We start from the raw sequence: 19,833 nt of genomic DNA on the forward strand, positions 1-19,833 counted from the left end.
TGTCTACCAAGTGGCAGGTAGAGAGAAGCAAAGAGGTTTATCGATGAAGATTCATGATTGGGCCACCGGCCCTTACCCGGCCCGCGTTCGCATCGCCATCGCCGAGAAGAATCTGCGGCCGCGCGTCACGTTCGTGTCGGTCAACCTGTGGAAGGGCGAGCACAAGAAACCCGAGTTCCTCGCCAAGAACTACTCGGGCACGCTGCCGGTGCTCGAGCTCGACGACGGCACCTTCATCGGCGAATGCACCGCCATCACCGAATATCTCGACGCGCTCGACGGCGCTCCCGTGCTCACCGGCAGGACGCCGCGCGAAAAGGGCGTGATCCACATGATGAGCAAGCGCGGCGAGCTGGAGCTGCTCGACGCGATCAGCGTGTACTTTCATCACGCAACGCCGGGGCTTGGGCCCGAGGTCGAGATCTATCAGAACGCCGAGTGGGGCCTGCGTCAGCGCGACAAGGCCGTCAGAGGCATGCATTACTTCAACGGCATTCTGAAGCAGCAGCCATTCGTCGCCGGCGAGGCCTTCTCGATGGCCGACATCACGGTCATCGGCGGCTTGATCTTTGCGGAGCTCCTGAAGCTGCCGGTGCCTGCGGAGTGCGAGGCACTTCGCGCCTGGTACGCCCGGATGCAGGAGCGCCCCAGCGTCAAGAACCGGGTGACGATGTCGGAGCCGGCCGAAGCGTCCGCCTGACATCGGGTCCGCGCTACCCGCGAATGCCTGCAGAAGCAGGCGGGTCCGAACTTGTCCCATCGATGAAGCTCTCAGTGAAGCGGAGGAATCCTTCGATCCTTGACCGGCTGACGCCGGCCGTGCGCATCTGCACGTTGTGGATGGGGCTGCCGCACCATCATTGATCTGAAACAACGATCACCTGCAGCACAAATGCTAGGGTGATTCGCAGGTCACGTCGCAAGGCTCCCCAGGCCGGTCAAGACAATCTCAGCGCGTGATGGAATCCGAGGACTTGATGGGACGACTACTGAATATCGTGACGCCACTGCATACTGCGACCAAGCGCGACTATATGGGGCGCATGAACGACGACAAGATCGGCTGCTCGCTGAAGGCGCGGGAATACGAGGCCGATTATTGGGATGGCGACCGCCGTTTCGGCTATGGCGGCTACCGCTTCATCGACGGGCGCTGGGCGCCGGTCGCGAAAGCGCTGATCGAGACCTATGGCCTGAAGGATGGGTCCAGCGTGCTCGACGTCGGCTGCGGCAAGGGCTTCCTGCTGTACGAGATGCAAAAGATCCTGCCGGGCTTGAAGGTCGTCGGCTTCGATATCTCCAAGCACGGTCTTGCAAATTCGCATGAGCAGGTGCGGCCGTATTTGTTCAACTATCGCGCCCAGGACGTCTATCCCTATGGCGACGACAGTTTCGACCTCGTCATCTCGCTCGGCACGCTGCACAATCTCAGGCTCTACGAGCTCGATGCGGCGCTCAAGGAGATCGAGCGGGTCGGCAAGAACAAATACGTCATGGTCGAGGGCTACCGGACCGTTGCCGAGCTGCACAACCTCGAATGCTGGGCGCTGACGGCGGAGTCCATCCTCCACACCTCCGAATGGATCTGGCTGTACGGAAAGCTCGGTTACACCGGCGATTACGAATTCATCTATTTCGAGTGACCGGGCGCGCCTCATGGATATCAAGACCGCGAAGGCTGCGATTCTCGTCGAGTCGGGCAAGCCGCTGATCGTCGACGAGTTCACCTTGCCGGATACGCTCGAACACGGCCAGGTGCTCGCGCACGTGCACACGTCGAGCATCTGCGGCGCACAGATCAACGAGATCGACGCCGTCAAGGGCGCCGACAAGTTCCTGCCGCACCTCTTGGGGCACGAAGCGCTGGCGACCATCGTCGAAACCGGGCCCGGCGTCGTCTCGTGCAAGCAGGGCGACACCGTCGTCATGCATTGGCGGCCGGGCAAGGGCATCCAGTCCAATACGCCGGTCTATTCCTGGCACGGCAAGCGACTCAACGCGGGCTGGGTCACCACCTTCAACGAATATGCCGTGGTGTCGGAAAATCGCGTCACGCCCGTTCCCCCCTCGATCGATCGCAGCAGCGCGCCGCTGCTCGGCTGCGCGGTGACGACCGCCCTCGGCGTCGTCAACAACGACGCGCAGGTCGCGATCGGCGAGGCCGTCCTCGTGTTCGGCGTCGGCGGCGTCGGGCTGAACATCGTGCAATTTGCCGCGATGGTCGGCGCCCATCCGGTCGTTGCGATCGACCGCCTCGACAACAAGTTGGAGATGGCGAGGCAGTTCGGCGCCACCCACACCATCAACTCCGACGCGGTAAAGGATCTGGCCGCCGAGGTTCGGTCCATCACGGGGCCTGACGGGCCCGACAAGGTCGTCGAGACCACCGGCGTCAGCCGTTTGATCGAGCTCGCCTACGAGGTCACCGCGAAGAAGGGCCGCTGTATCCTTGTCGGTGTTCCCCGCGACAAGGTCGAGATCTACACGCTGCCGCTGCACTTCGAGAAGGTGCTGAAGGGTTCGGAAGGCGGGCAGTGCCAGCCGGCGCGCGACATCCCGCGTCTCGTCCGGCTCGACGAAGCCGGCAAGGTCAGTTACCGCGGGATCGTGACCCACGAGTTCGCGCTCGATGACATCAACGACGCGCTGGATTTGATGCGCAGCGGCACGTCAGGGCGGATCTTGCTAAACATCAGCTGAACGCCGCGGCCGATGCCGATCACACCAACGACTGATCCTACCCGGTCCTCTGGTGGCGAGGCGCGGATGGCGTTGACAAGGCCGTGGCGAGCGCGGGTTGCACCGGCCGCCGGCCGATCATCAGCGACAGCACGGCCGCGACGATCCGCGTTGCGCCCGCGATCATAAAGGCCTGCAGATAGTCTCCCTGCGCCGAGCGCATGAAGCCGGCGAAGAAGTCGGCGCGTCCATCGGGAAGTCCACGATGCGCCGCAAGTGCACGCTCTTACGCGGCCGTACTGTCGATCGAACGGCGGATCTCCCGCTGCACTTCCGCGCTCGATAGAAACAGATCGTGATTGATGATGCTCCAGCCTTCCTGGGAAGCATCGACCACGCGCACGCCGAGCCGCTGGATGACAGCCTTCTCGGCGGCGCCGACCCTGGTCATTCCACCCGCGATTTGTCCCGACAGAGCCAGAGCGCGATCGTTCGTCGCGGCGATCACGGTGATCTTGCCGGCAAGCGGACCGATGCGGTGGATCGCCGACGTGAACACGTCCATGTCGATATCGGGTGCGGCAAACACGACCGTCCCGATCCTGCTCGTGACGGTGTCGCCGTATCGCGCATAGAGCTGACGCAGGCTCTCGAGCGTCAGCATTGTCCCCATGCTGTGCGCAACGATGTGCACGCGGCCGCCGCCTGACGTCGACACGAGGGAAGAGAGCACGCGTTCGAAATCGTCGCGGGACCACATCGCACTGTCCCGGTCATAGGCATAGTCGAACAATCCTGCCTTGGAGGGCCAGGAGAACACCATGGTCCGGCCGCGGAACTTGATCCCATCGGAGAGATGGGCGGCGTCGAGCGCGGCCGTCTCGAATGTCTGCTTGAAGCCGTGCACATAGATCAGCACGTCTCCTCCCGCGCCGCCCTGCGCAAGGAGATCGCCAATTTCGGCTTGCACCGGTTCGACCTGATCTAGGCGCCAATCGCCCAGTCCGACCGAGGCGAGAGAAAGTCGGCTCTCGTCCGGCGCCACCAGCCTTGCCCGAGCGACCGTCATTGCGGTCGCCCGCTCCGGCCCGAACCAGGGTTTCGTGCGGCCGCCCTTCACGGGCTTTCGTGTGGTGGCGACGAGCAGTGTGGGATCAACGGAAAGGGACGACGCGTCGTAGCGCGCGCCGGTCGCGCCCAAGCCTGCGCATCCGCCCAGCGCGAGAGTGCTGCCTGCCGAGACAAGCCCGCGCAGGAGCGCGCGGCGCGAAAGGGAATGATGAGAGTCGCGTTGTAGAAGATGTCGGACGATCACGCGGAACCTTTGGGAACTATGCCCACCATAGCGCCGCCCCGCCTAGCTCCCTGAACGACAATGGGGGCGAGAAGACGGCGGAGCAGCGTCCTGGCAGGTCGCGTGTCATGGCGTCCGTTCGCCGGTCTGCGAGCGATGCGACGAAGTTCCAACGCCTGGGTGGCGGTTGCCCATCAATGATGAGCCGACACGCCCCTGACGCATTGGGTCAACAGATCAACGGTGGCGAATTGGCCGACATGCGATGCACGGCTTTCGCCAGATCTCTCAGCGCCAGCCGAGCGCAGGCGCAACGTGCGTCAGGATCGCCTCGATCGCATGCGCGCAGTAGGCCACGCCCAGCTGGTTCGGGATCGTCAGCAGCAAGGTGTCAGCCTCCGCGATCGCCTCATCCTGCCGCAGCTGCTCGATCAGCACATCCGGCTCCGCCGCATAGGAGCGGCCGAAGATCGCCCGCGTCTGCGGGTCGATGAAGCCGATCTGGTCTTCGCCTCCGCGCTCCCCGCCGAAATAGGCGCGGTCGCGATCGTTCATCAGCGCGAAGATGCTGCGGCTGACGGACACGCGCGGCTCGCGGGCGTGGCCGGCTTCCTTCCACGCGGCACGATAGGCGCGGATTTGCGCGGCCTGCTGCACATGGAAGGCCTCGCCGGTCTCGTCGTTCTTCAGCGTCGAGCTTTGCAAATTCATGCCGAGCTTCGCCGCCCACACGGCGGTCGCGTTGGAGCCGGCGCCCCACCAGATCCGTTCGCGCAGGCCGGCGGTATGCGGCTCGAGGCGCAGCAGCCCCGGCGGGTTCGGAAACATCGGCTGCGGATTGGGCTCGGCAAAGCCTTCGCCGCGGAGCAGGTCGAGAAAGACCTCGGCATGGCGGCGGCCCATGTCGGCATCGCTCTGGCCGTCGGCCGGCCGGTATCCGAAATAGCGCCAGCCGTCGATCACCTGCTCGGGCGAGCCGCGGCTGATGCCGAGCTGCAGCCGGCCGCCGGCGATGAGATCGGCGGAGCCCGCGTCCTCCACCATGTAGAGCGGGTTCTCGTAGCGCATGTCGATCACGGCGGTGCCGATCTCGATTGTGCTGGTCCTGGCGCCGACCGCGGCAAGCAGCGGAAAGGGCGAGGCCAGCTGGCGCGCGAAGTGATGCACACGGAAATAGGCGCCGTCCGCGCCGAGCTGTTCGGCCGCAACCGCAAGCTCGATCGATTGCAGCAGCGTGTCCGCCGCCGAGCGCGTCTGCGACTGCGGCGAGGGCGTCCAGTGTCCGAAGGACAGAAATCCGATCTTTTTCATGGGGGCAACATATGGATGATCGGAAGAGTTTGCGAGACGTCGATCGGAGGAAAGATGGCAATACGGGGTGTGCACCCGTAAGCCCCCTTTGGGGAAACTGATTAGGCGCGGTCTGGACTGCTGCCCGATAGCGGGCCACGAACTCGGATCGCTCAACTTCAATCGGCCACCCGAGAAGCGTCCTCAGATGTCGCAACCGGTCAAATTCAATGCCTTGCGCAAGCCACCAAACGCCTTGAGCCGACAGGGCTCCGCATTGCTTGCGGCCTTTGAGCGCTGGAAGTTGGCAGTTCGCTTGACAGCGGTTGCCTTCGGCTTGGGACGTTCAGCGGTCGCGATCTTTTTCGGATTGTGCCGATGACGGACGATCGGCTCCGGCTCGGACGAGCCAATATGGGCGTCTTCTGGCGGAGCAACGCGGTCTTCCACCGAAGCAGTCTGTGTCGGCATCGCGCTGCTCACAGCGGCAACGTCGAGGCGGTCAGCCTTCGCCAGGGCGTCGTGTGAAGCAGAAGTGCCCGCGTCCTGCTCGGCAAGCGGCTGCACGATCGCGGCCGCGCGACGCGGTGGCGCTCTCAGCTCCATTGCCGACAGCATTCCTACACTCAACAGGATGAGGAGGCCCAACAACGCCATTCTCAGCATAATGCGCCTCTGACCCAGATTCGTGCCGCTGAAAATTCTCCGCGCCAATGAGGCAACTTGTCGACGGCTGCCGACTCGCGACAAATCATTTGCCGACAGGGTTAACGTCGGTGATGCTCCCGCATGTGCCGGTAATGCCGCCGCTCACGTCGGCTTCCGCGAGCAGACCGTACTTGGTCACGCGAAAATGGTCTGTCAGTGGCCCCGAGCCGAGCGCCACATGAGCGATCGTCATGTCTGCGGTTTGAGGGAGGCCGGACACCGCCTGACAGATTGGACGACCGCTGCTTTTGACCCGAACCGGACTTCGGTCGGTTTCAACGCGGCGCGAACTCCGGGGATCACTGCTCCCACGGCGTCCCATAACGGCCGAAATGTGGCGCTTGCCGTGCCCACTCGCCTATTTCTTTCCCCTTCTGCGCCCAGCTTAGAGCGCGTTTCGTATCCACGATTGCCGCAAGCGCTCTTTGTGCTGAAGAGAGTTCGTTGCGTCCGGTGGAGCAAGCGATGCGTACCGAATCGTGCTTTCAGCGCAAGCTGCGCCGCATGCTTGTTGCTGTCGCCATCGTTGGCCCCGTGGCGCTGACGCCCGAAATGAGTGCGGCCGAAGGCTTGCTTGATTTCTTTTTCGGTGGCGGCCAGAAGCAACAGCAGCCGACCTCGTCTTTTGATCCGCAATCACCACCGCCGCGGCCGGTCGTCGTAAGCGCGGGACCTGCCTTCTGCGTGCGCAGTTGCGACGGCAAATATTTTCCGCTGATGCGCGGCGCGGCCTCGCCGGCGCAGATGTGTAAGGCCTTCTGTCCGGCAAGCCCGACCAAAGTTTTCTTCGGCTCCAGCATTGACAGAGCCTATGCCGCAACCGGCGAACGCTACGCCGATAGCGAAAACGCCTTTGCCTATCGGAAGGCGCTGCGCGCCGATTGCACTTGCAACGGCCAAAGCCCCGCCGGTCTTGCATCAGTCGATCTCGCGATGGACGGCTCGTTACGCTCGGGCGACGCGGTCGCCACCGCTGACGGGCTCGTCGCTTATTCCGGCATACGGGTCGGTAACGACCAGAACCCGGATTTCACGCCGCTTCCGGCGGCGACCATCACGCGGAAGCCGGTGCCCGCGCGCGACTAGCGCGTAGATGCGGATTGATGTTGCAATCAATGTCCGACGATCACCTCTTGCAGAGCTTCTTCCGTTGTTGGCCCTTTGCCGACTCGCAGGAGCGTACTGGCCATGTCTGGTTTTGAAGGCAGAACGGACACCGCCTCATTCGCGGGCTAAGGGATCATGTCTGCACGTCCCGGCGGGTCCCGGCTTTGCATGAATGCGCGCCGTGTCGACGAAGCGTGACGTCTCAGGCGTATGCCACCCAGCCGCGGAAGGTGAATCCGGCGTAGAACAGGGTCGGCTCGGAGAAGCCAGCGTTCCGCAGAATTGCCTCATCCTGCGCGGGCGTGAGGATCTCCAGATGGTTGGTGACGGCGTCGCGCGCGGCAGCCGCCTTGTCCGGCTCGACGCCGGATGCGGCCAGGAACGCCGAATATCGCGATAGCCACAGCGGCCGCTCATCGTCGCGATCAGGGATGCTGAAATGAGCGATCACGAAGGGCGCGCCCGGCTTGAGGCGGCGGCGGATTTCGGAGGCAATGCGACGCCGTTCCGCGGCATCGACGAAGTGCAGGGTCAACAGGCACGTGGCTCCGTCGAACGGCCCCTCCGGGGTAGCGTCGACATAGCCCCGGTGGAGATGCGCGCGCGAAGCGAGCGGGCCCAACGTTTGCCGCGCGAGATCGAGCATCGCCGCCGAGGGGTCCACACCGTCGAAGGTCCAGCGCGGCTGCGCCTGCGCAAAGGCTCTCAACTCCAGGCCGCCTCCGGCGCCGAGGGCGAGGATTCGCGCGTCTTCACGCGCGCGCTCGGCCAGCAGGATCGCCGCCATGGACAGCATGGAATTGTAGCCGGGAACGAACCGCGGCGGCCCTTCCGTGTATTTCGCCACTGCATGCGGATCGGAGAACATGGCTTGAATGTCGGTCATGAGGTTGCCTTGCTGAACGGAGCCGATCACGCGTGATGCGCGCTGATGTCGCGGACCTTGCGGGCCCCGAGCCGCTTGCGCAGATCATCGCCCAGCATCGCCAGCGTCACTGCACCGAGGCGCGACAGCAGCAGCGCCTCGGCATCTTGAAAGGTCCGATCCAGGGCGGCATTGACGGCCTGCTCGACGAGACAGCCCGGCGCCTCGGTCCGGTTGCCCATTGCCAGAAGCGGGGGATTGCCGAGCGCGGTGTAGACGTCGCGCAGCGTCACCTTCGACAGGTCGCAGGCCAGCGTCCAGCCGCCGCCATGCCCCTTCTCGGAGCGGACGTAACCGAGGTCCCTGAGGCCCGCCATGATGCGCCGGATCACCACCGGGTTGGTGTCCATCGCCTTCGCCAGGGTCTCGGACGTGAAGGGGCCAGGCTGCTGCGCCATGTGGAGAAGGACATGGAGCACGCCGGATAGACGGCTGTCTCGTTTCATGTAACTTTATATGTTACATGATGGCGCCGAGGTCAAGGGGTGTCGGTGTGTGCGGTACGGAGCGAGCGCTCATCGCCCGGCGTGTAGATTGGATTCCAATCGATGGACTGGTTCGACTATCGTTTGGAGCATGATCCTCACAGCGCGTCGAACAGGCGCGAAAAAGCTCGCGCGCGGGACGCTGTGTGAAGCTTGACGATATCGATACGGAGTGGCGCCGGAGGCTTGCTCATCCCAGGCGCCCGACGATGCCATCCTGCTCCTGTCTTGCCCGACGGGTCAACGTCGGCGCAAAGCGCGTAAGCCATTGATCCCGCTCATGCAGGCTACTGTGCATGGGGTTGTTTTCGACTTTTTGTTTTGGAGGGCACGACAGCCGCAGGCCGAACCGGATCTCATCCGGCTCTTGCCTACTTCATCACCCGCAGGCCCTTGGTCGTGAACCGCTGCGTCTTGCCGCCGGGGCGCACGGGCCGCCTTGTGCCGGCGGCCTTGCCGGTGCCGGGCGGCTGGTGCGCGGGCACGAGCTGGTCGGGACGTGAGCCGATCAGGTCGGCGCGGCCCATCGCCTTCAGCGCCTCGCGCAGCACCGGCCAGTTGTCGGGGTCGTGATAGCGCAGGAACGCCTTGTGCAGGCGGCGCTGGCGCAGGCCCTTGATGGCCTCGACCTTGTCGCTGCCGCCGTGACGCACGCCGCGCAGCGGATTGACGCCGGTGTGATACATCGCGGTCGCGGTCGCCATCGGTGAGGGCAGGAAGGTCTGCACCTGGTCGGCGCGATAGCGGTTCTTCTTGAGCCAGAGCGCGAGGTTCATCATGTCCTCGTCGGTCGTGCCCGGATGCGCCGCGATGAAATACGGGATCAGGTAATATTTCTTGCCGGCCTGCTCGGCCGCGGCATCGAACATCCGCTTGAACTGGTTGTAGGCGCCGATGCCCGGCTTCATCATCTTGTCGAGCGGGCCGCGCTCGGTATGCTCCGGCGCGATCTTCAGGTAGCCGCCGACGTGATGGGTGACGAGCTCCTTGATGTATTCCGGGCTCTCCACCGCGAGGTCGTAGCGCACGCCGGAGGCGACCATCACCTTCTTGATGCCCTTGGTCTCGCGCACTTTGCGATAGAGCCGGATCAAATCGTCATGCGAAGTGTTGAGGTTCGGGCAGATCTCCGGGAAGACGCAGGACGGCCGCCGGCACGCCCCCTCGACCTTCGGGTCCTTGCACGCCATCCGGTACATGTTGGCGGTGGGGCCGCCGATATCGGAGATCACGCCGGTGAAGCCCGGCGTCTTGTCGCGGATCTTCTCGATCTCGCGCAGGATCGAGCCTTCCGAGCGGTTCTGGATGATGCGGCCCTCATGCTCGGTGATCGAACAGAAGGTGCAGCCGCCGAAACAGCCGCGCATGATCGTCACGGAGAACTTGATCATGTCCCACGCCGGGATCTTGGCATCGCCGTAGGACGGATGCGGCGCGCGCGCGTAAGGAAGATCGTAGACCGCGTCCATCTCGTCGCTGGTCAGCGGGATCGGCGGCGGATTGAGCCAGAGATCGCGGTCGCCATGACGCTGCACCAGCGGCCGCGCATTGCCGGGATTGCTCTCCCGGTGCAGCACGCGTGACGCACGCGCATAGGCTTCCTTGTCCTGCTCGACCTGCTCCAGCGCCGGCAGGCGAATGACGGTCGCGCCCTTCTGGCGGGTTGCGCCTTCGTCGGCGGAGTCGAGATCGTCGGCGTGCAGCTCGGAATAGTCTTCGGGCACGCGGCGGAACAGTGCGACGCCCCTGATGTCGTCGAGCTCGCGCGGCGCTTCGCCCGCGGCAAGACGGTTCGCCACTTCGACGACGGCGCGCTCGGCATTGCCGTAGAGCAGCAGATCTGCCTTGGCGTCGGCCAGCACCGAGCGGCGCACCTTGTCGGACCAGTAGTCGTAATGGGCGATCCGGCGTAGCGAGGCCTCGATGCCGCCGAGCACGACCGGCACGTCCTTGAACGCCTCGCGGCAGCGCTGCGCGTAGACGATGGTGCAGCGGTCCGGCCGCTTGCCGCCTTCGCCGCCCGCCGTGTAGGCGTCGTCATGGCGCAGGCGGCGGTCCGCGGTGTAGCGGTTCACCATGGAGTCCATGTTGCCGCCGGTCACGCCGAAGAACACCTTCGGCTTGCCTAACGCCCTAAGCGGCTCGGCCGAATGCCAGTCCGGCTGCGCGATGATGCCGACCCGGAAGCCTTGCGCCTCCAGCAGCCGGCCGATGATCGCCATGCCGAAACTCGGATGGTCGACATAGGCATCGCCCGTCACCAGCACGATGTCGCAGGCATCCCAGCCGAGCGCGTCCATCTCGGCGCGGCTCATCGGGAGAAACGGCGCCGGCTTGCGCGGGCGGGCCTGGGCCATCAGAGGCTTTTCGGCGGCGATGATCTGGGTGTCCATGGCGCATACGCATAGGACTCCGGAGGCGCGAATACAACCGATCGCTGGGCTGTCTTCGACGATTCCGGTTCCCGCGTGGCGCGCAATTCGGCAACGCCAGTCGCGCGGGCAGCGTCAGCGGACTGTGATGGAGCAATCGCAGATCCGATGCCGGCCGCGGTGAGAACCCGGACGACGGATCGCTCATATGATGGGCAAGGAAGCTTCTGACGGCGGTCAGCTTGCGCCGACTGTTCCATCGGCCCCGCGTTGCGGTTCATTTGCAGGAACCAACCGCCCCCGCGAACATTCTGATGAAGGCACCGGCGCGAGCTCTGCTCGCGCGCGCCGCGACGATCCCGGCGCCAGTGCCCGCAACCGGATTTTTGCCTTGATGCTCGCTTCGGGGCGATGGGGGACTTGTGAGTACGGTCATAGAGAACTTGCTGGCGCGGAAGCAGAAGCTCGTAGAGGAGCTCGAGACGGCGCAAACCATCGAGGACCGCGACAGGATCGAGCATCAGCTCGAGCAGATCAACACCGCGCTGGATTTCCTGGACAGGCCTGGTCCGAAGGACGGGCGGTAGAACCGCTCACTCCACTTTCAGCGCCTCCACTTTCAGGGCCTTGGCGTAGACCACGCCCGAATTGGTGATGTGCGTGGTCATCAGCGCTTCGAAAGCCGCAAACTCGCCGCGCGCGAACAGGTCCAGCAGCTTGCGGTGCTCGTCGAAGGACGTGCGGGTGCGCACGTCGATCGGCGAGGTCAGATTGGTGCGCAGCGCCGCGACGCGGCCGGAGACGAGCTGGTAGGATTCGACGAGGTAGCGGTTGCCGCAATGGGTGAACAGCGCCTCGTGGAACGCGGCATCGGCGCGGCCATAGGCGATGTTGTCGCGGGCCGAGACCGCCGGCTCCATCGCCGCGATCGCCTCGCTCATCGTCGCCACCGCACCGTCGCGATCGTGGCGGAAGGCGAGTTCTGCGGCCTTGGGCTCCAGCGCGATCCTGAAAGTGCAGAGCGCGGCGATGTCGTCCGCGCTCGGGGTGAAGACAAAACTGCCGACCTGCGGGCGGATCACCACGAGTCCCTGCGCCTGCAACTGGCCCATCGCCTCGCGCACCGGCGTCCGGCTGACGCCGAAGGAATTCGCCACCATCTCCTCGGAGATCGCAGCGCCGAGCGCGAACTCGCCGTCGATGATCGCCTGCCGCAGCCGCTGCATCACCCGCTGCGACAGCGATTTTGGCGTATCGAGCTTCAATGATCTCATCGGCGCTCCCATCACCGTGCAACCGGTCAGATCACCTTGCCGGGATTGAGCAGATGATCGGGATCGAGCGCGGCCTTCAGCGTCCGCATCAGCGCGATCTCGGCTTCGCTCCTGGCATGACCCAGCCATTTCTTCTTCAGCGTGCCGATGCCGTGCTCGGCGGAGACGCTGCCGCCCATCTCGCGCACGAGACCGTAGATGATCGCGTCCATCTCCTCTTTCGGCTGCTGCTCGACGGAAAGCCCGGTGACCCAGGACACCAGGTGCAGATTGCCGTCGCCGATATGGCCGTAATAGACGCTCTCGCAGCCCTTGATGCCATTGGCGAGCGCGGCCTTGCAGCGCGTGACGAACTCGTCCATCTGCGCCACCGCAAGGCCGATGTCGTAGGAGATGTGCGGGCCCAGCACCTGGCCGAACTCGGCGCAGATGTCGCGCACCCGCCAGAAGGCTTGCGTCTGCGCCAGCGATTGCGCGACGGCGGCATCGGCCAAGAGCCCGCGCTTCATCAATTCCTCGAGCCAGCTCTGGAAGCGCGGCGCATCCAGGCTTTCGTCGGTGCCTTGCGCTTCCACCAGCACGTAGAGTCCGTGGCCTGCGGCGACCGGCGGCTTCACGCCGGCGCGCGTCGTGATCACGTCCCAATAATCCGGCCACATCACCTCGAACGCCGACAGCAGCGGGCCGAGCCCGCTGCGCGCGGCGTCCAGCAGTGCGATCACCGCCGCATAATCCTTCAGCGCGCAGAGCGCCGCCATGGTCGAGCGCGGCTTCGGGAACAGTTTCAGCACCACGCGGGTGATGATGCCGAGCGTGCCTTCCGAGCCGATGAACAGATGCTTCAGGTCGTAGCCCGCATTGTTCTTCATCAGCTTGTTGAGATTGGTGATGATGGTGCCATCAGGCAGCACCACCTCCAGGCCGAGCACCAGCTCGCGCGTCATGCCGTAGCGGATCACGCGGTTGCCGCCGGCATTGGTGGAGAGGTTGCCGCCGATCGCGCACGAGCCGCGCGAGCCGAGGTCGAGCGGAAAGAAGAAGCCGGCCTCGTCCGCGGCCTTCTGGATCGTCTCAAGCGGCGTGCCCGCCTTCACCGTCATCGTCATCGACGCGCGATCGATCTCCTCGATGCCGGTCATGCGCTCGAGCGAAATCGCGACCCAGCCCGCTTCAGGCGAGGCACCGCGGCACAGCCCGGTCAATCCACCCTGCGGCACGAACGGCAGATGCGCCTTGCGGCAGGTCAGAATCGCATCGGTAACGCCCTGCGCATCGAGCGGACGGATCACCGCCCGCGGCGTTTGCGGCAGGCTCGCGCTCCAGTCGTTGCAATTGCGCGCAGGCACATCGGTGCCGGTCAGCACGGCGGCCGCGCCGAGCTTGTCGCGCAAGGCCGCGAGCAATTGGTCGGGACGCTCCACAGGGGTCACCATGTCCATGCAAGACCTCCTCAAAATCTGGCCGCGTCTGTCGCGCGCCTGCTGCGCGACGGGGATTTGCGTCTGTCTTGTATGTAAGGTACAAGGTGAAAAGTAAAGCAAAAACAAGTCTCCGCTGAGCCCGGAAGATCGTTAGGGATCAGAGGCTTAGTCCGAGACCGCAGCAAAGGGTGGTGTGATGACGGAGGCGATTCGCGGGTTCTGGGTGGCGTCGGCGACGCCGCTGGCGACCGACGGTGGCGTGGATCACGCCCGGCTCGCCGCCCACGCCAAGCAGCTCTTCAGCAAAGGCGTCGACGGTGTCGTGCTGTTCGGCACCACCGGCGAGGGTACCTCATTCAACGTCGCCGAACGCGTGGCGACCATCGAAGCCATGCTCAAGGCCGGCGTCGCGCCGGCGCGCATCGGAATCGGCGGCGGCTTCCCCGCCATCAGCGACAGTATCGCGCTGACGCGTGCCGTGCTCGGCCTCGGCCTGCGCCACGTGCTGCTGTTGCCGCCTTACTTCGACCGCAGCGTCACGCCCGAGGGTATCGAGGATGCCTTCGCTGCGATCGTCGACGGCGTTGCCGACGATCGCCTGCGTGCCTCGCTCTATCACATCCCGCAGATCTCCGGCGTTGCGATTCCGACCACGGTCGCCGCAAGCTTGCGCAAGCGTTACGGCAAGCTGGTTGCAGGCTTGAAAGACTCCAGCGGCGACTTCAAGCAGTTTCAGGCGTTCCGCACCGCCGCGCCCGAGCTCGCCATCACCGTCGGCAACGAAGCCGACATCGCCCGCGCCATCGCCGCCGGCGGCGCCGGCACCATCTGCGGCATGGCGAACGTTGCGCCGGAGCTGGTCAAGGCGATGATCGACGGCAAAGATGTCGAAGCACGCATGCAGGCCGCGATCGACGTCGTGGTGAAGACGCCATCCTTCCTCGCAACGCTGAAGGCGATCCTTGCGGCGCAGACGGGCGATGCAGCGTGGCTGCGCGTGCGCCCGCCGCTCCGGGCCTTGTCGGACGGCACTGCGTCCAAGCGGAAGCTCGACGAACTGATGGCTCCTGCCGTCGTGTGAAATCCCGCAACGTTGCGACAAGCCGCCGCGGATTTCGCGCGCAGCGTGTCGCGATCGGCGCGAGAGCAATCCTTGATTGCTGTTCCGCGTCCATCCGCGCTTAGAACCATTCAACACTAGAGGGATTCAAGCCCGCCTACGGTTCTCTTCATTCGCAACGGCCGTTAGACGCGCCAGCTTCAATGCTGTGTCTGACTTGGAAGTGAATCGAAAGTGCGTGCTCATCTGGGTGGCCGCGTCAGCGGTCATCGAATTCGTGCCGGCGGGAGCCGTGCAGGTCTTCTCATCGGAGCAGCCGTGCTGCTCGCCGAATATCCCTCCAACACGACGAGCGCGCAGGCGCAATCGGCCCTGCCGCCGGTGACGGTGGAGGCGCCGGCACAGCGGCCGAAGCCGGCGCGTGCATCGGAGGAGACTTCACGCCGCACCCAGACCGCCGCGCGCCAACGCAATCGCAATGCCGCGCCGGCAGCGCCGACAATATCCGAGCGCGCGGCCGCGGAGGCCGCCGCGCAGCAAGCCGCCAAGCTCGGCTACCGTGCGATGCCGAGTGCGACCACGCTGCGCAGCGGCGCCTCGCCGCTCGATACCTCGCAGGCCGTCAACATCGTTCCCGAGCAGGTGTTGAAGGACCAGCTCCCGCGCAACATCGACGACGCGCTGATCAATATCAGCGGCATCACCCAGACTAACACGCTCGCCGGCAGCCAGGACGCGGTGATCCGCCGCGGCTTCGGAGACAACCGCGACGGCTCGATCATGCGCAATGGCATGCCGCTGGTGCAGGGCCGCAGTTTCAACTCCGCGGTCGAAAGCGTCGAGGTGCTGAAAGGGCCCGCCTCGCTGCTCTACGGCATCATGGACCCCGGCGGCATCGTCAACACCATCAGCAAGCGCCCCGAGCTCTACCAGCACGGCTCGGTGACGCTGCTCGGCTCGGCCTTCAGTGCCTCCAAGACCGGCGCCGACGGCCTGCTCGACGTCACCGGTCCGATCGGCGACCAGGGCCTTGCCTATCGCTTCATTGGCTACGGCATCAGCGAGGATTACTGGCGCAATTTCGGCCGTCACCGCGAGATGCTGGTCGCGCCGTCGCTGGCCTGGTACGGCCAGGACACCACGGTCCAGCTCAACTACGAGCATCGCGAGTTCATCTATCCGTTCGATCGCGGCACCGCATTCAATCCGGTGACGAAAGCGCCGCTGGCAGTTCCAGCCGACCGCCGGCTCGATGAGCCCTTCAACAACACATGGGGCACCTCCGACCTGATGCAGGCGTCGGTCGAGCACCGCTTCAACCAGGATTGGAAGCTCTACGCAGGCTATAGCTACAACACCGAAACCTTCAGCGCCAACCAGCTCCGCATCACCGGCATCAACTTCACGACGGGTGCCGAGACGCGCAGCAATGACGGCACAGGGAGCTCGCTCAGCAATGTCAGCTACGGAACGTCCTACATCTCCGGTGGCTTCTGGCTCGGCAACATGCGCAATGACGTGGTGTTCGGCGGCGACGGCCAGTATCGCACTATCTACCGCGACGTTCTGATCCGGCAGGCAACTCCCGCCTTCAATGTCTACAATCCCGTCTACGGGCTGATCGGGCCGGGGACGACGGCCTCGAACAGCGACAGCGCCCAGACTGACCAGCTCGGCCAATGGTCGTTATTCTTCCAGGACACGCTGCATCTGACCGAACGGTTCGCGCTGGTCGGCGGCGTGCGCTACATGGACTACGACCAGATCGCCGGCCGCGGAAAGCCGTTCGTCACCAACACCAACGTGTCCCAGGACAAGGTGCTTCCGCTCGGCGGCGCCATTTTCAAGCTGACCGACCAGGTCTCGCTTTATGCGAGCTATACCGAGTCATTGAAGCCGAACTCGACCATTGCCCCGATCGGCGTCACGATCGACTCCAACGTCGCGCCAGAAGAAGGCGTGTCATACGAGACTGGCGTGAAGTTCGATCTGAACAAGCGCATCTCCGGTACGCTTGCGCTCTACGATCTCGACAAGAAGAACGTGCAGACGACGAAGACGAACAGCGCGGGCGTGGTGGAGCTCCACACCGTCGGCCGTGCCCACTCGCGCGGCATCGAGTTGGACGTCACCGGCAGGCTCACCGACAGCTGGGCCTTGATCGGCAGCTATGGCTACACCGATGCGCGGGTGACGGCGTCCGAAGATCCGACGCTCTACGGCAAGAAGCTGCAGAACGTCGCGCTGAACACGGCCTCGCTCTATCTGGTCTATGATTTTGGCACAGCCTTGCCGGGTCAGCTCCGGCTCGGTGGCGGCGCGCGCTATGTCGGCGACCGTCCCGGCGATTCGACCAACACCTTCTTCCTGCCGTCCTATGTCGTCGCGGACATTTTCGCGACTTACGAGACCAAGTACGAGCAGTTCCCGGTCGTCTATCAGTTCAACGTCAAGAACCTGTTCGACACCGTCTACTATCCTTCTGCCGTCAACAATCTGAACGTCGTCATTGGCGATGCTCGCCGTGTCTCTCTGTCGGCGACGGTGAAGTTCTAGCGATGGCAGCGCGGTTGGGGCACAACATCAAGGCCGTCCTGCGCCAGGTCCACTCCATTGCGGGCCTCGCGCTCGCGCTGCTGCTGTCCCTGATCGCGCTGACCGGCGCGATCATCAGTTTTGAGGACGAGATCGTCGACCACCTGAACGCCGGCATCATGCAGGTCTTGCCGCGGTCCACGCCGGCGCTGATGCCGGACGAACTGGTCGCGCGGCTGAAGGCGGCCCAGGATTTCGGCAAGGTCTCGGCCGTCACTCTGTCGAGCGATCCGGCCGCGGCGGTGCATGTCCGCTTCGGCCGCGATGAGCAGGGCGGGCGGCCGGCTTCGCTCTATCTCGATCCCTATGACGCGCGCGTGCTGGGCTCGCCGCGGGGCGAGGAATTTTTCGCGACGGTGCGCAGGCTGCATCGCTGGCTGCTCATCCCCGGCGATGCCAAGGGCTGGGGGCGCCAGGTCACCGGCGTCGCCGCGCTCGGCCTGATCGTCATGCTGGTTTCGGGTCTCGTGCTGCGCTGGCCGCGCCGTGCCGGCAGCGTGAAGATGTGGCTGAAGCCCAATCTCGGACTCAGCGGACGCGGTCTGCACCGAACGCTGCATGCGGTGATCGGCACCTGGGTTCTTCTGATCTATCTGGTGATGACGCTCACCGGGCTCTGGTACTCGTTCGATTGGTACAAGGACGGCGTCGCCTGGCTGCTGTCGCGCCCGCATGTGGCAGCCGCGAAGATGCAGCCCAAGATGCCTGCAAAGGCGCCGCGCGTGGCGGCCGTTTCCGAGCCGGCCCGGCCGATCGGATTCGATCAGGCATGGACTACGTTCCAGCGCGAGGAGGGCGACCGCTTCTCCAGGGCCCTGCTGACGCTGCCCGCCGGCCCCGGCACGGCGATACGGATTCGGTCGTGGGGCAAGGATTCGACGCTCGAGGCCACGCGCGACGAATTCCGCGTTGATGCCGCTACCGGTCAATTGGTCGCCGCGGATCGCTACGCCGACAAGACCTTCGGCGAGAAGATCATCGCGGCCGTGTACGACATCCATCGTGGTGCGATCCTGGGGTGGCCGGGCAAGCTCGCGTTCATGATTGCCGCGGCCTTGATGCCGCTATTCGCGATCACCGGTCTCCTGCTCTACCTGTCGCGCCGCAGGTTGCGGCGTCCTGCGCAGCCGCCGCTCGGGCTCCTCGTTCCCGGCGAGTGAGCTGCGCCGGAAAGACTAGCCAACTCGCCTGCGATCGTTCAAAAGCCCATGGCCTGTCCTCTCAAGGTTCACGCCATGAAGCTTTCGACCGTCACCCCCGCCGACATCCGCCGCGCGCTGCTGCTGCGCGAGGAGATCGCGCTGCTCGATCTCAGATACGAGGCCGCCTTCGCCACCGGCCATCCGCTGTTCGCGGCCAACATGGCCGCGGACCGGATCGCGATTGAGGCCGAGGTGAGACTGCCGCGCAAGGACGTTGCGGTTGTGCTCTATGATGACGGTGAGGGTTTGGTCGCGGCGGGCGCAGAGCGCCTTGCGGCGCTCGGCTACAGCAATGTCCGTGCGCTCGATGGCGGGCTGAGGGCCTGGCGCGATGCGGGCTATCAGGTGTTCGAGGACGTCAATTCCTATTCGAAAGCGTTCGGCGAGCTGGTCGAGGCGCGACGTCATACGCCGTCGTTCAGTGCCGACGAAGTGGCAAAACTGATCGCGGACAAGGCCAACATCGCGATCCTCGACGTCCGCCGCTTCGACGAATATGCGACCATGAACATTCCGGGCTCGGTCAGCGTGCCCGGCGCGGAACTTGTGCTGCGGGCAGGCCAGGCCGCGCCCGATCCCGACACCACCATCATCGTCAATTGTGCCGGCCGCACCCGTTCGATCATCGGCACCCAGTCGCTGATCAATGCGGGCGTGCCCAACAAGGTGCGGGCGTTGCGCAACGGCACCATCGGCTGGACGCTGGCGCGGCATGCGCTCAACCACGGCGCCGACCGGCGCGGCGCGATCGGGCCGTTCGAGGGCGGCCCGGCCAATGCCCGCGACGTCGCCTATCGCGCCGGCGTCCGCCACATCGGCGCAGGCGAGGCGGCGACGCTCGCGGCGCAGACCGATCGCACGCTCTACCGCTTCGACGTGCGCGATGCGGAGGAATACGCGGCCGGCCACCTTCCGGGCTTCCGCCATTATCCCGGCGGCCAGCTTGTCCAGGAGACCGACATGGCCGCACCGGTGCGTGGCGCACGCATCCTCCTGACCGACGACAAGGGCGTCCGCGCTGACATGACGGCATCCTGGCTCGCGCAGATGGGCTGGGAGGTGTACGTGCTCGAAGGCGGCTATGACGGCGCGCTGGAGGTCGGTCCGCCGCTCGTGCTGCCGAAGCCGGATCCGGCGCACCGCTATCGCCGTCCCTATGAGGGGACCGATGTCGCGGAAGGTGCGATGCAGGCCTATCTCGACTGGGAGTATGGCCTCGTCGAACAACTCCGCCGCGATGGAACGCACGGGTTTTATGTGATTTGAGGCGCAGCGGCCGCAAGTGCTTCTCGACGCGAGTGATCCTCTCTCACCGTCACCCTGAGGTGGCCGCTTCTTAGCGGCCCTTGAAGGGCGACGGCCGGGCTGCATCCGGGCCGTTCATCCTTCGAGGCTCGCCCTGCGGTGCATCCGCACCACAG

Annotated in this window: 18 protein-coding genes; 9 read left to right on the top strand and 9 right to left on the bottom strand. The window is 64.9% G+C overall.

Annotation, left to right across the window (positions count from 1 at the left end; all coding sequences use genetic code 11):
* Positions 1–43: 43 nt before the first annotated feature.
* From AB5K84_RS05695 to AB5K84_RS05705, 3 genes are all read left to right on the top strand, one after another.
* Positions 44–700: a glutathione S-transferase gene (locus AB5K84_RS05695; RefSeq protein ID WP_038966091.1), complete on the top strand. Its 657-nt coding sequence runs from the start codon at positions 44–46 to the stop codon at positions 698–700.
* A 277-nt stretch (positions 701–977) separates the two neighbouring features.
* On the top strand, positions 978–1,643 hold the full coding sequence (locus AB5K84_RS05700) for a class I SAM-dependent methyltransferase (protein ID WP_028175493.1): 666 nt from the start codon (positions 978–980) through the stop codon (positions 1,641–1,643).
* A 13-nt stretch (positions 1,644–1,656) separates the two neighbouring features.
* Positions 1,657–2,700, top strand: a complete 1,044-nt coding sequence (locus AB5K84_RS05705) for a zinc-binding dehydrogenase (protein ID WP_011090704.1) — start codon at positions 1,657–1,659, stop codon at positions 2,698–2,700.
* Between the two features lie 265 nt (positions 2,701–2,965).
* On the opposite strand, the gene AB5K84_RS05710 is transcribed toward AB5K84_RS05705, so the two are convergent.
* From AB5K84_RS05710 to AB5K84_RS05725, 4 genes are all read right to left on the bottom strand, one after another.
* Entirely contained in the window at positions 2,966–3,994 is a 1,029-nt protein-coding gene (locus AB5K84_RS05710) for an alpha/beta hydrolase (protein WP_011090703.1), read from the bottom strand.
* Positions 3,995–4,261: 267 nt separating this feature from the next.
* A complete protein-coding gene (locus AB5K84_RS05715) occupies positions 4,262–5,284 on the bottom strand; it encodes an LLM class flavin-dependent oxidoreductase (RefSeq protein ID WP_063921560.1) in 1,023 nt (340 codons plus the stop codon).
* 183 nt (positions 5,285–5,467) lie between these two features.
* Positions 5,468–5,929, bottom strand: coding sequence for a hypothetical protein (locus tag AB5K84_RS05720; RefSeq protein WP_011090701.1), 462 nt, complete (start codon positions 5,927–5,929; stop codon positions 5,468–5,470).
* 85 nt (positions 5,930–6,014) lie between these two features.
* Positions 6,015–6,164: a hypothetical protein gene (locus AB5K84_RS05725; RefSeq protein ID WP_162494168.1), complete on the bottom strand. Its 150-nt coding sequence runs from the start codon at positions 6,162–6,164 to the stop codon at positions 6,015–6,017.
* A 260-nt stretch (positions 6,165–6,424) separates the two neighbouring features.
* Here AB5K84_RS05725 and AB5K84_RS05730 point away from each other — a divergent pair, with 260 nt between their 5' ends.
* Positions 6,425–7,057 (top strand): DUF2865 domain-containing protein, encoded by a 633-nt coding sequence (locus AB5K84_RS05730; RefSeq protein WP_011090699.1) that lies wholly within the window; start codon positions 6,425–6,427, stop codon positions 7,055–7,057.
* 223 nt (positions 7,058–7,280) lie between these two features.
* On the opposite strand, the gene AB5K84_RS05735 is transcribed toward AB5K84_RS05730, so the two are convergent.
* The 3 genes from AB5K84_RS05735 to AB5K84_RS05745 form a co-directional block, all read right to left on the bottom strand.
* Entirely contained in the window at positions 7,281–7,994 is a 714-nt protein-coding gene (locus AB5K84_RS05735) for a class I SAM-dependent methyltransferase (RefSeq protein ID WP_011090698.1), read from the bottom strand.
* A complete protein-coding gene (locus AB5K84_RS05740) occupies positions 7,991–8,449 on the bottom strand; it encodes an Rrf2 family transcriptional regulator (RefSeq protein WP_011090697.1) in 459 nt (152 codons plus the stop codon). Before AB5K84_RS05740 ends, AB5K84_RS05735 begins: the two co-directional genes overlap by 4 nt.
* 410 nt (positions 8,450–8,859) lie before the next feature.
* Entirely contained in the window at positions 8,860–10,881 is a 2,022-nt protein-coding gene (locus AB5K84_RS05745) for a YgiQ family radical SAM protein (RefSeq protein WP_011090696.1), read from the bottom strand.
* A 401-nt stretch (positions 10,882–11,282) separates the two neighbouring features.
* Between AB5K84_RS05745 and AB5K84_RS05750 the strand changes: the two genes are divergently transcribed.
* Positions 11,283–11,447, top strand: a complete 165-nt coding sequence (locus AB5K84_RS05750) for a hypothetical protein (protein ID WP_165448180.1) — start codon at positions 11,283–11,285, stop codon at positions 11,445–11,447.
* Between the two features lie 6 nt (positions 11,448–11,453).
* Here the strand turns inward: AB5K84_RS05750 and AB5K84_RS05755 are convergent, their stop codons facing one another.
* Complete coding sequence (locus AB5K84_RS05755; RefSeq protein ID WP_038966100.1) at positions 11,454–12,134, bottom strand: GntR family transcriptional regulator; 681 nt, start codon at positions 12,132–12,134, stop codon at positions 11,454–11,456.
* A 26-nt stretch (positions 12,135–12,160) separates the two neighbouring features.
* Positions 12,161–13,573 carry an FAD-binding oxidoreductase gene (locus tag AB5K84_RS05760; protein ID WP_011090693.1) on the bottom strand — a complete coding sequence of 471 codons (1,413 nt, stop codon included), beginning with the start codon at positions 13,571–13,573 and terminating at the stop codon, positions 12,161–12,163.
* Between the two features lie 178 nt (positions 13,574–13,751).
* On the opposite strand from AB5K84_RS05760, the gene AB5K84_RS05765 reads away from it, so the two are divergent.
* The 4 genes from AB5K84_RS05765 to AB5K84_RS05780 all read left to right on the top strand — a co-directional run bounded on the left by AB5K84_RS05765 (position 13,752) and on the right by AB5K84_RS05780 (position 19,678).
* Positions 13,752–14,636, top strand: a complete 885-nt coding sequence (locus AB5K84_RS05765; RefSeq protein ID WP_038966101.1) for a dihydrodipicolinate synthase family protein — start codon at positions 13,752–13,754, stop codon at positions 14,634–14,636.
* Between the two features lie 213 nt (positions 14,637–14,849).
* Entirely contained in the window at positions 14,850–17,171 is a 2,322-nt protein-coding gene (locus AB5K84_RS05770; RefSeq protein WP_011090691.1) for a TonB-dependent siderophore receptor, read from the top strand.
* A 2-nt stretch (positions 17,172–17,173) separates the two neighbouring features.
* The gene (locus AB5K84_RS05775; RefSeq protein WP_011090690.1) at positions 17,174–18,370 is read left to right on the top strand and encodes a PepSY-associated TM helix domain-containing protein; all 1,197 of its coding nucleotides are present in this window, start codon (positions 17,174–17,176) and stop codon (positions 18,368–18,370) included.
* A gap of 75 nt (positions 18,371–18,445) precedes the next feature.
* Positions 18,446–19,678 (top strand): rhodanese-like domain-containing protein, encoded by a 1,233-nt coding sequence (locus tag AB5K84_RS05780; protein WP_038966102.1) that lies wholly within the window; start codon positions 18,446–18,448, stop codon positions 19,676–19,678.
* Positions 19,679–19,833 lie beyond the last annotated feature (155 nt).

This window comes from Bradyrhizobium sp. 1200_D9_N1_1, assembly GCF_052075915.1.
In the GTDB taxonomy this organism is placed as follows: Bacteria; Pseudomonadota; Alphaproteobacteria; order Rhizobiales; family Xanthobacteraceae; genus Bradyrhizobium; species Bradyrhizobium diazoefficiens.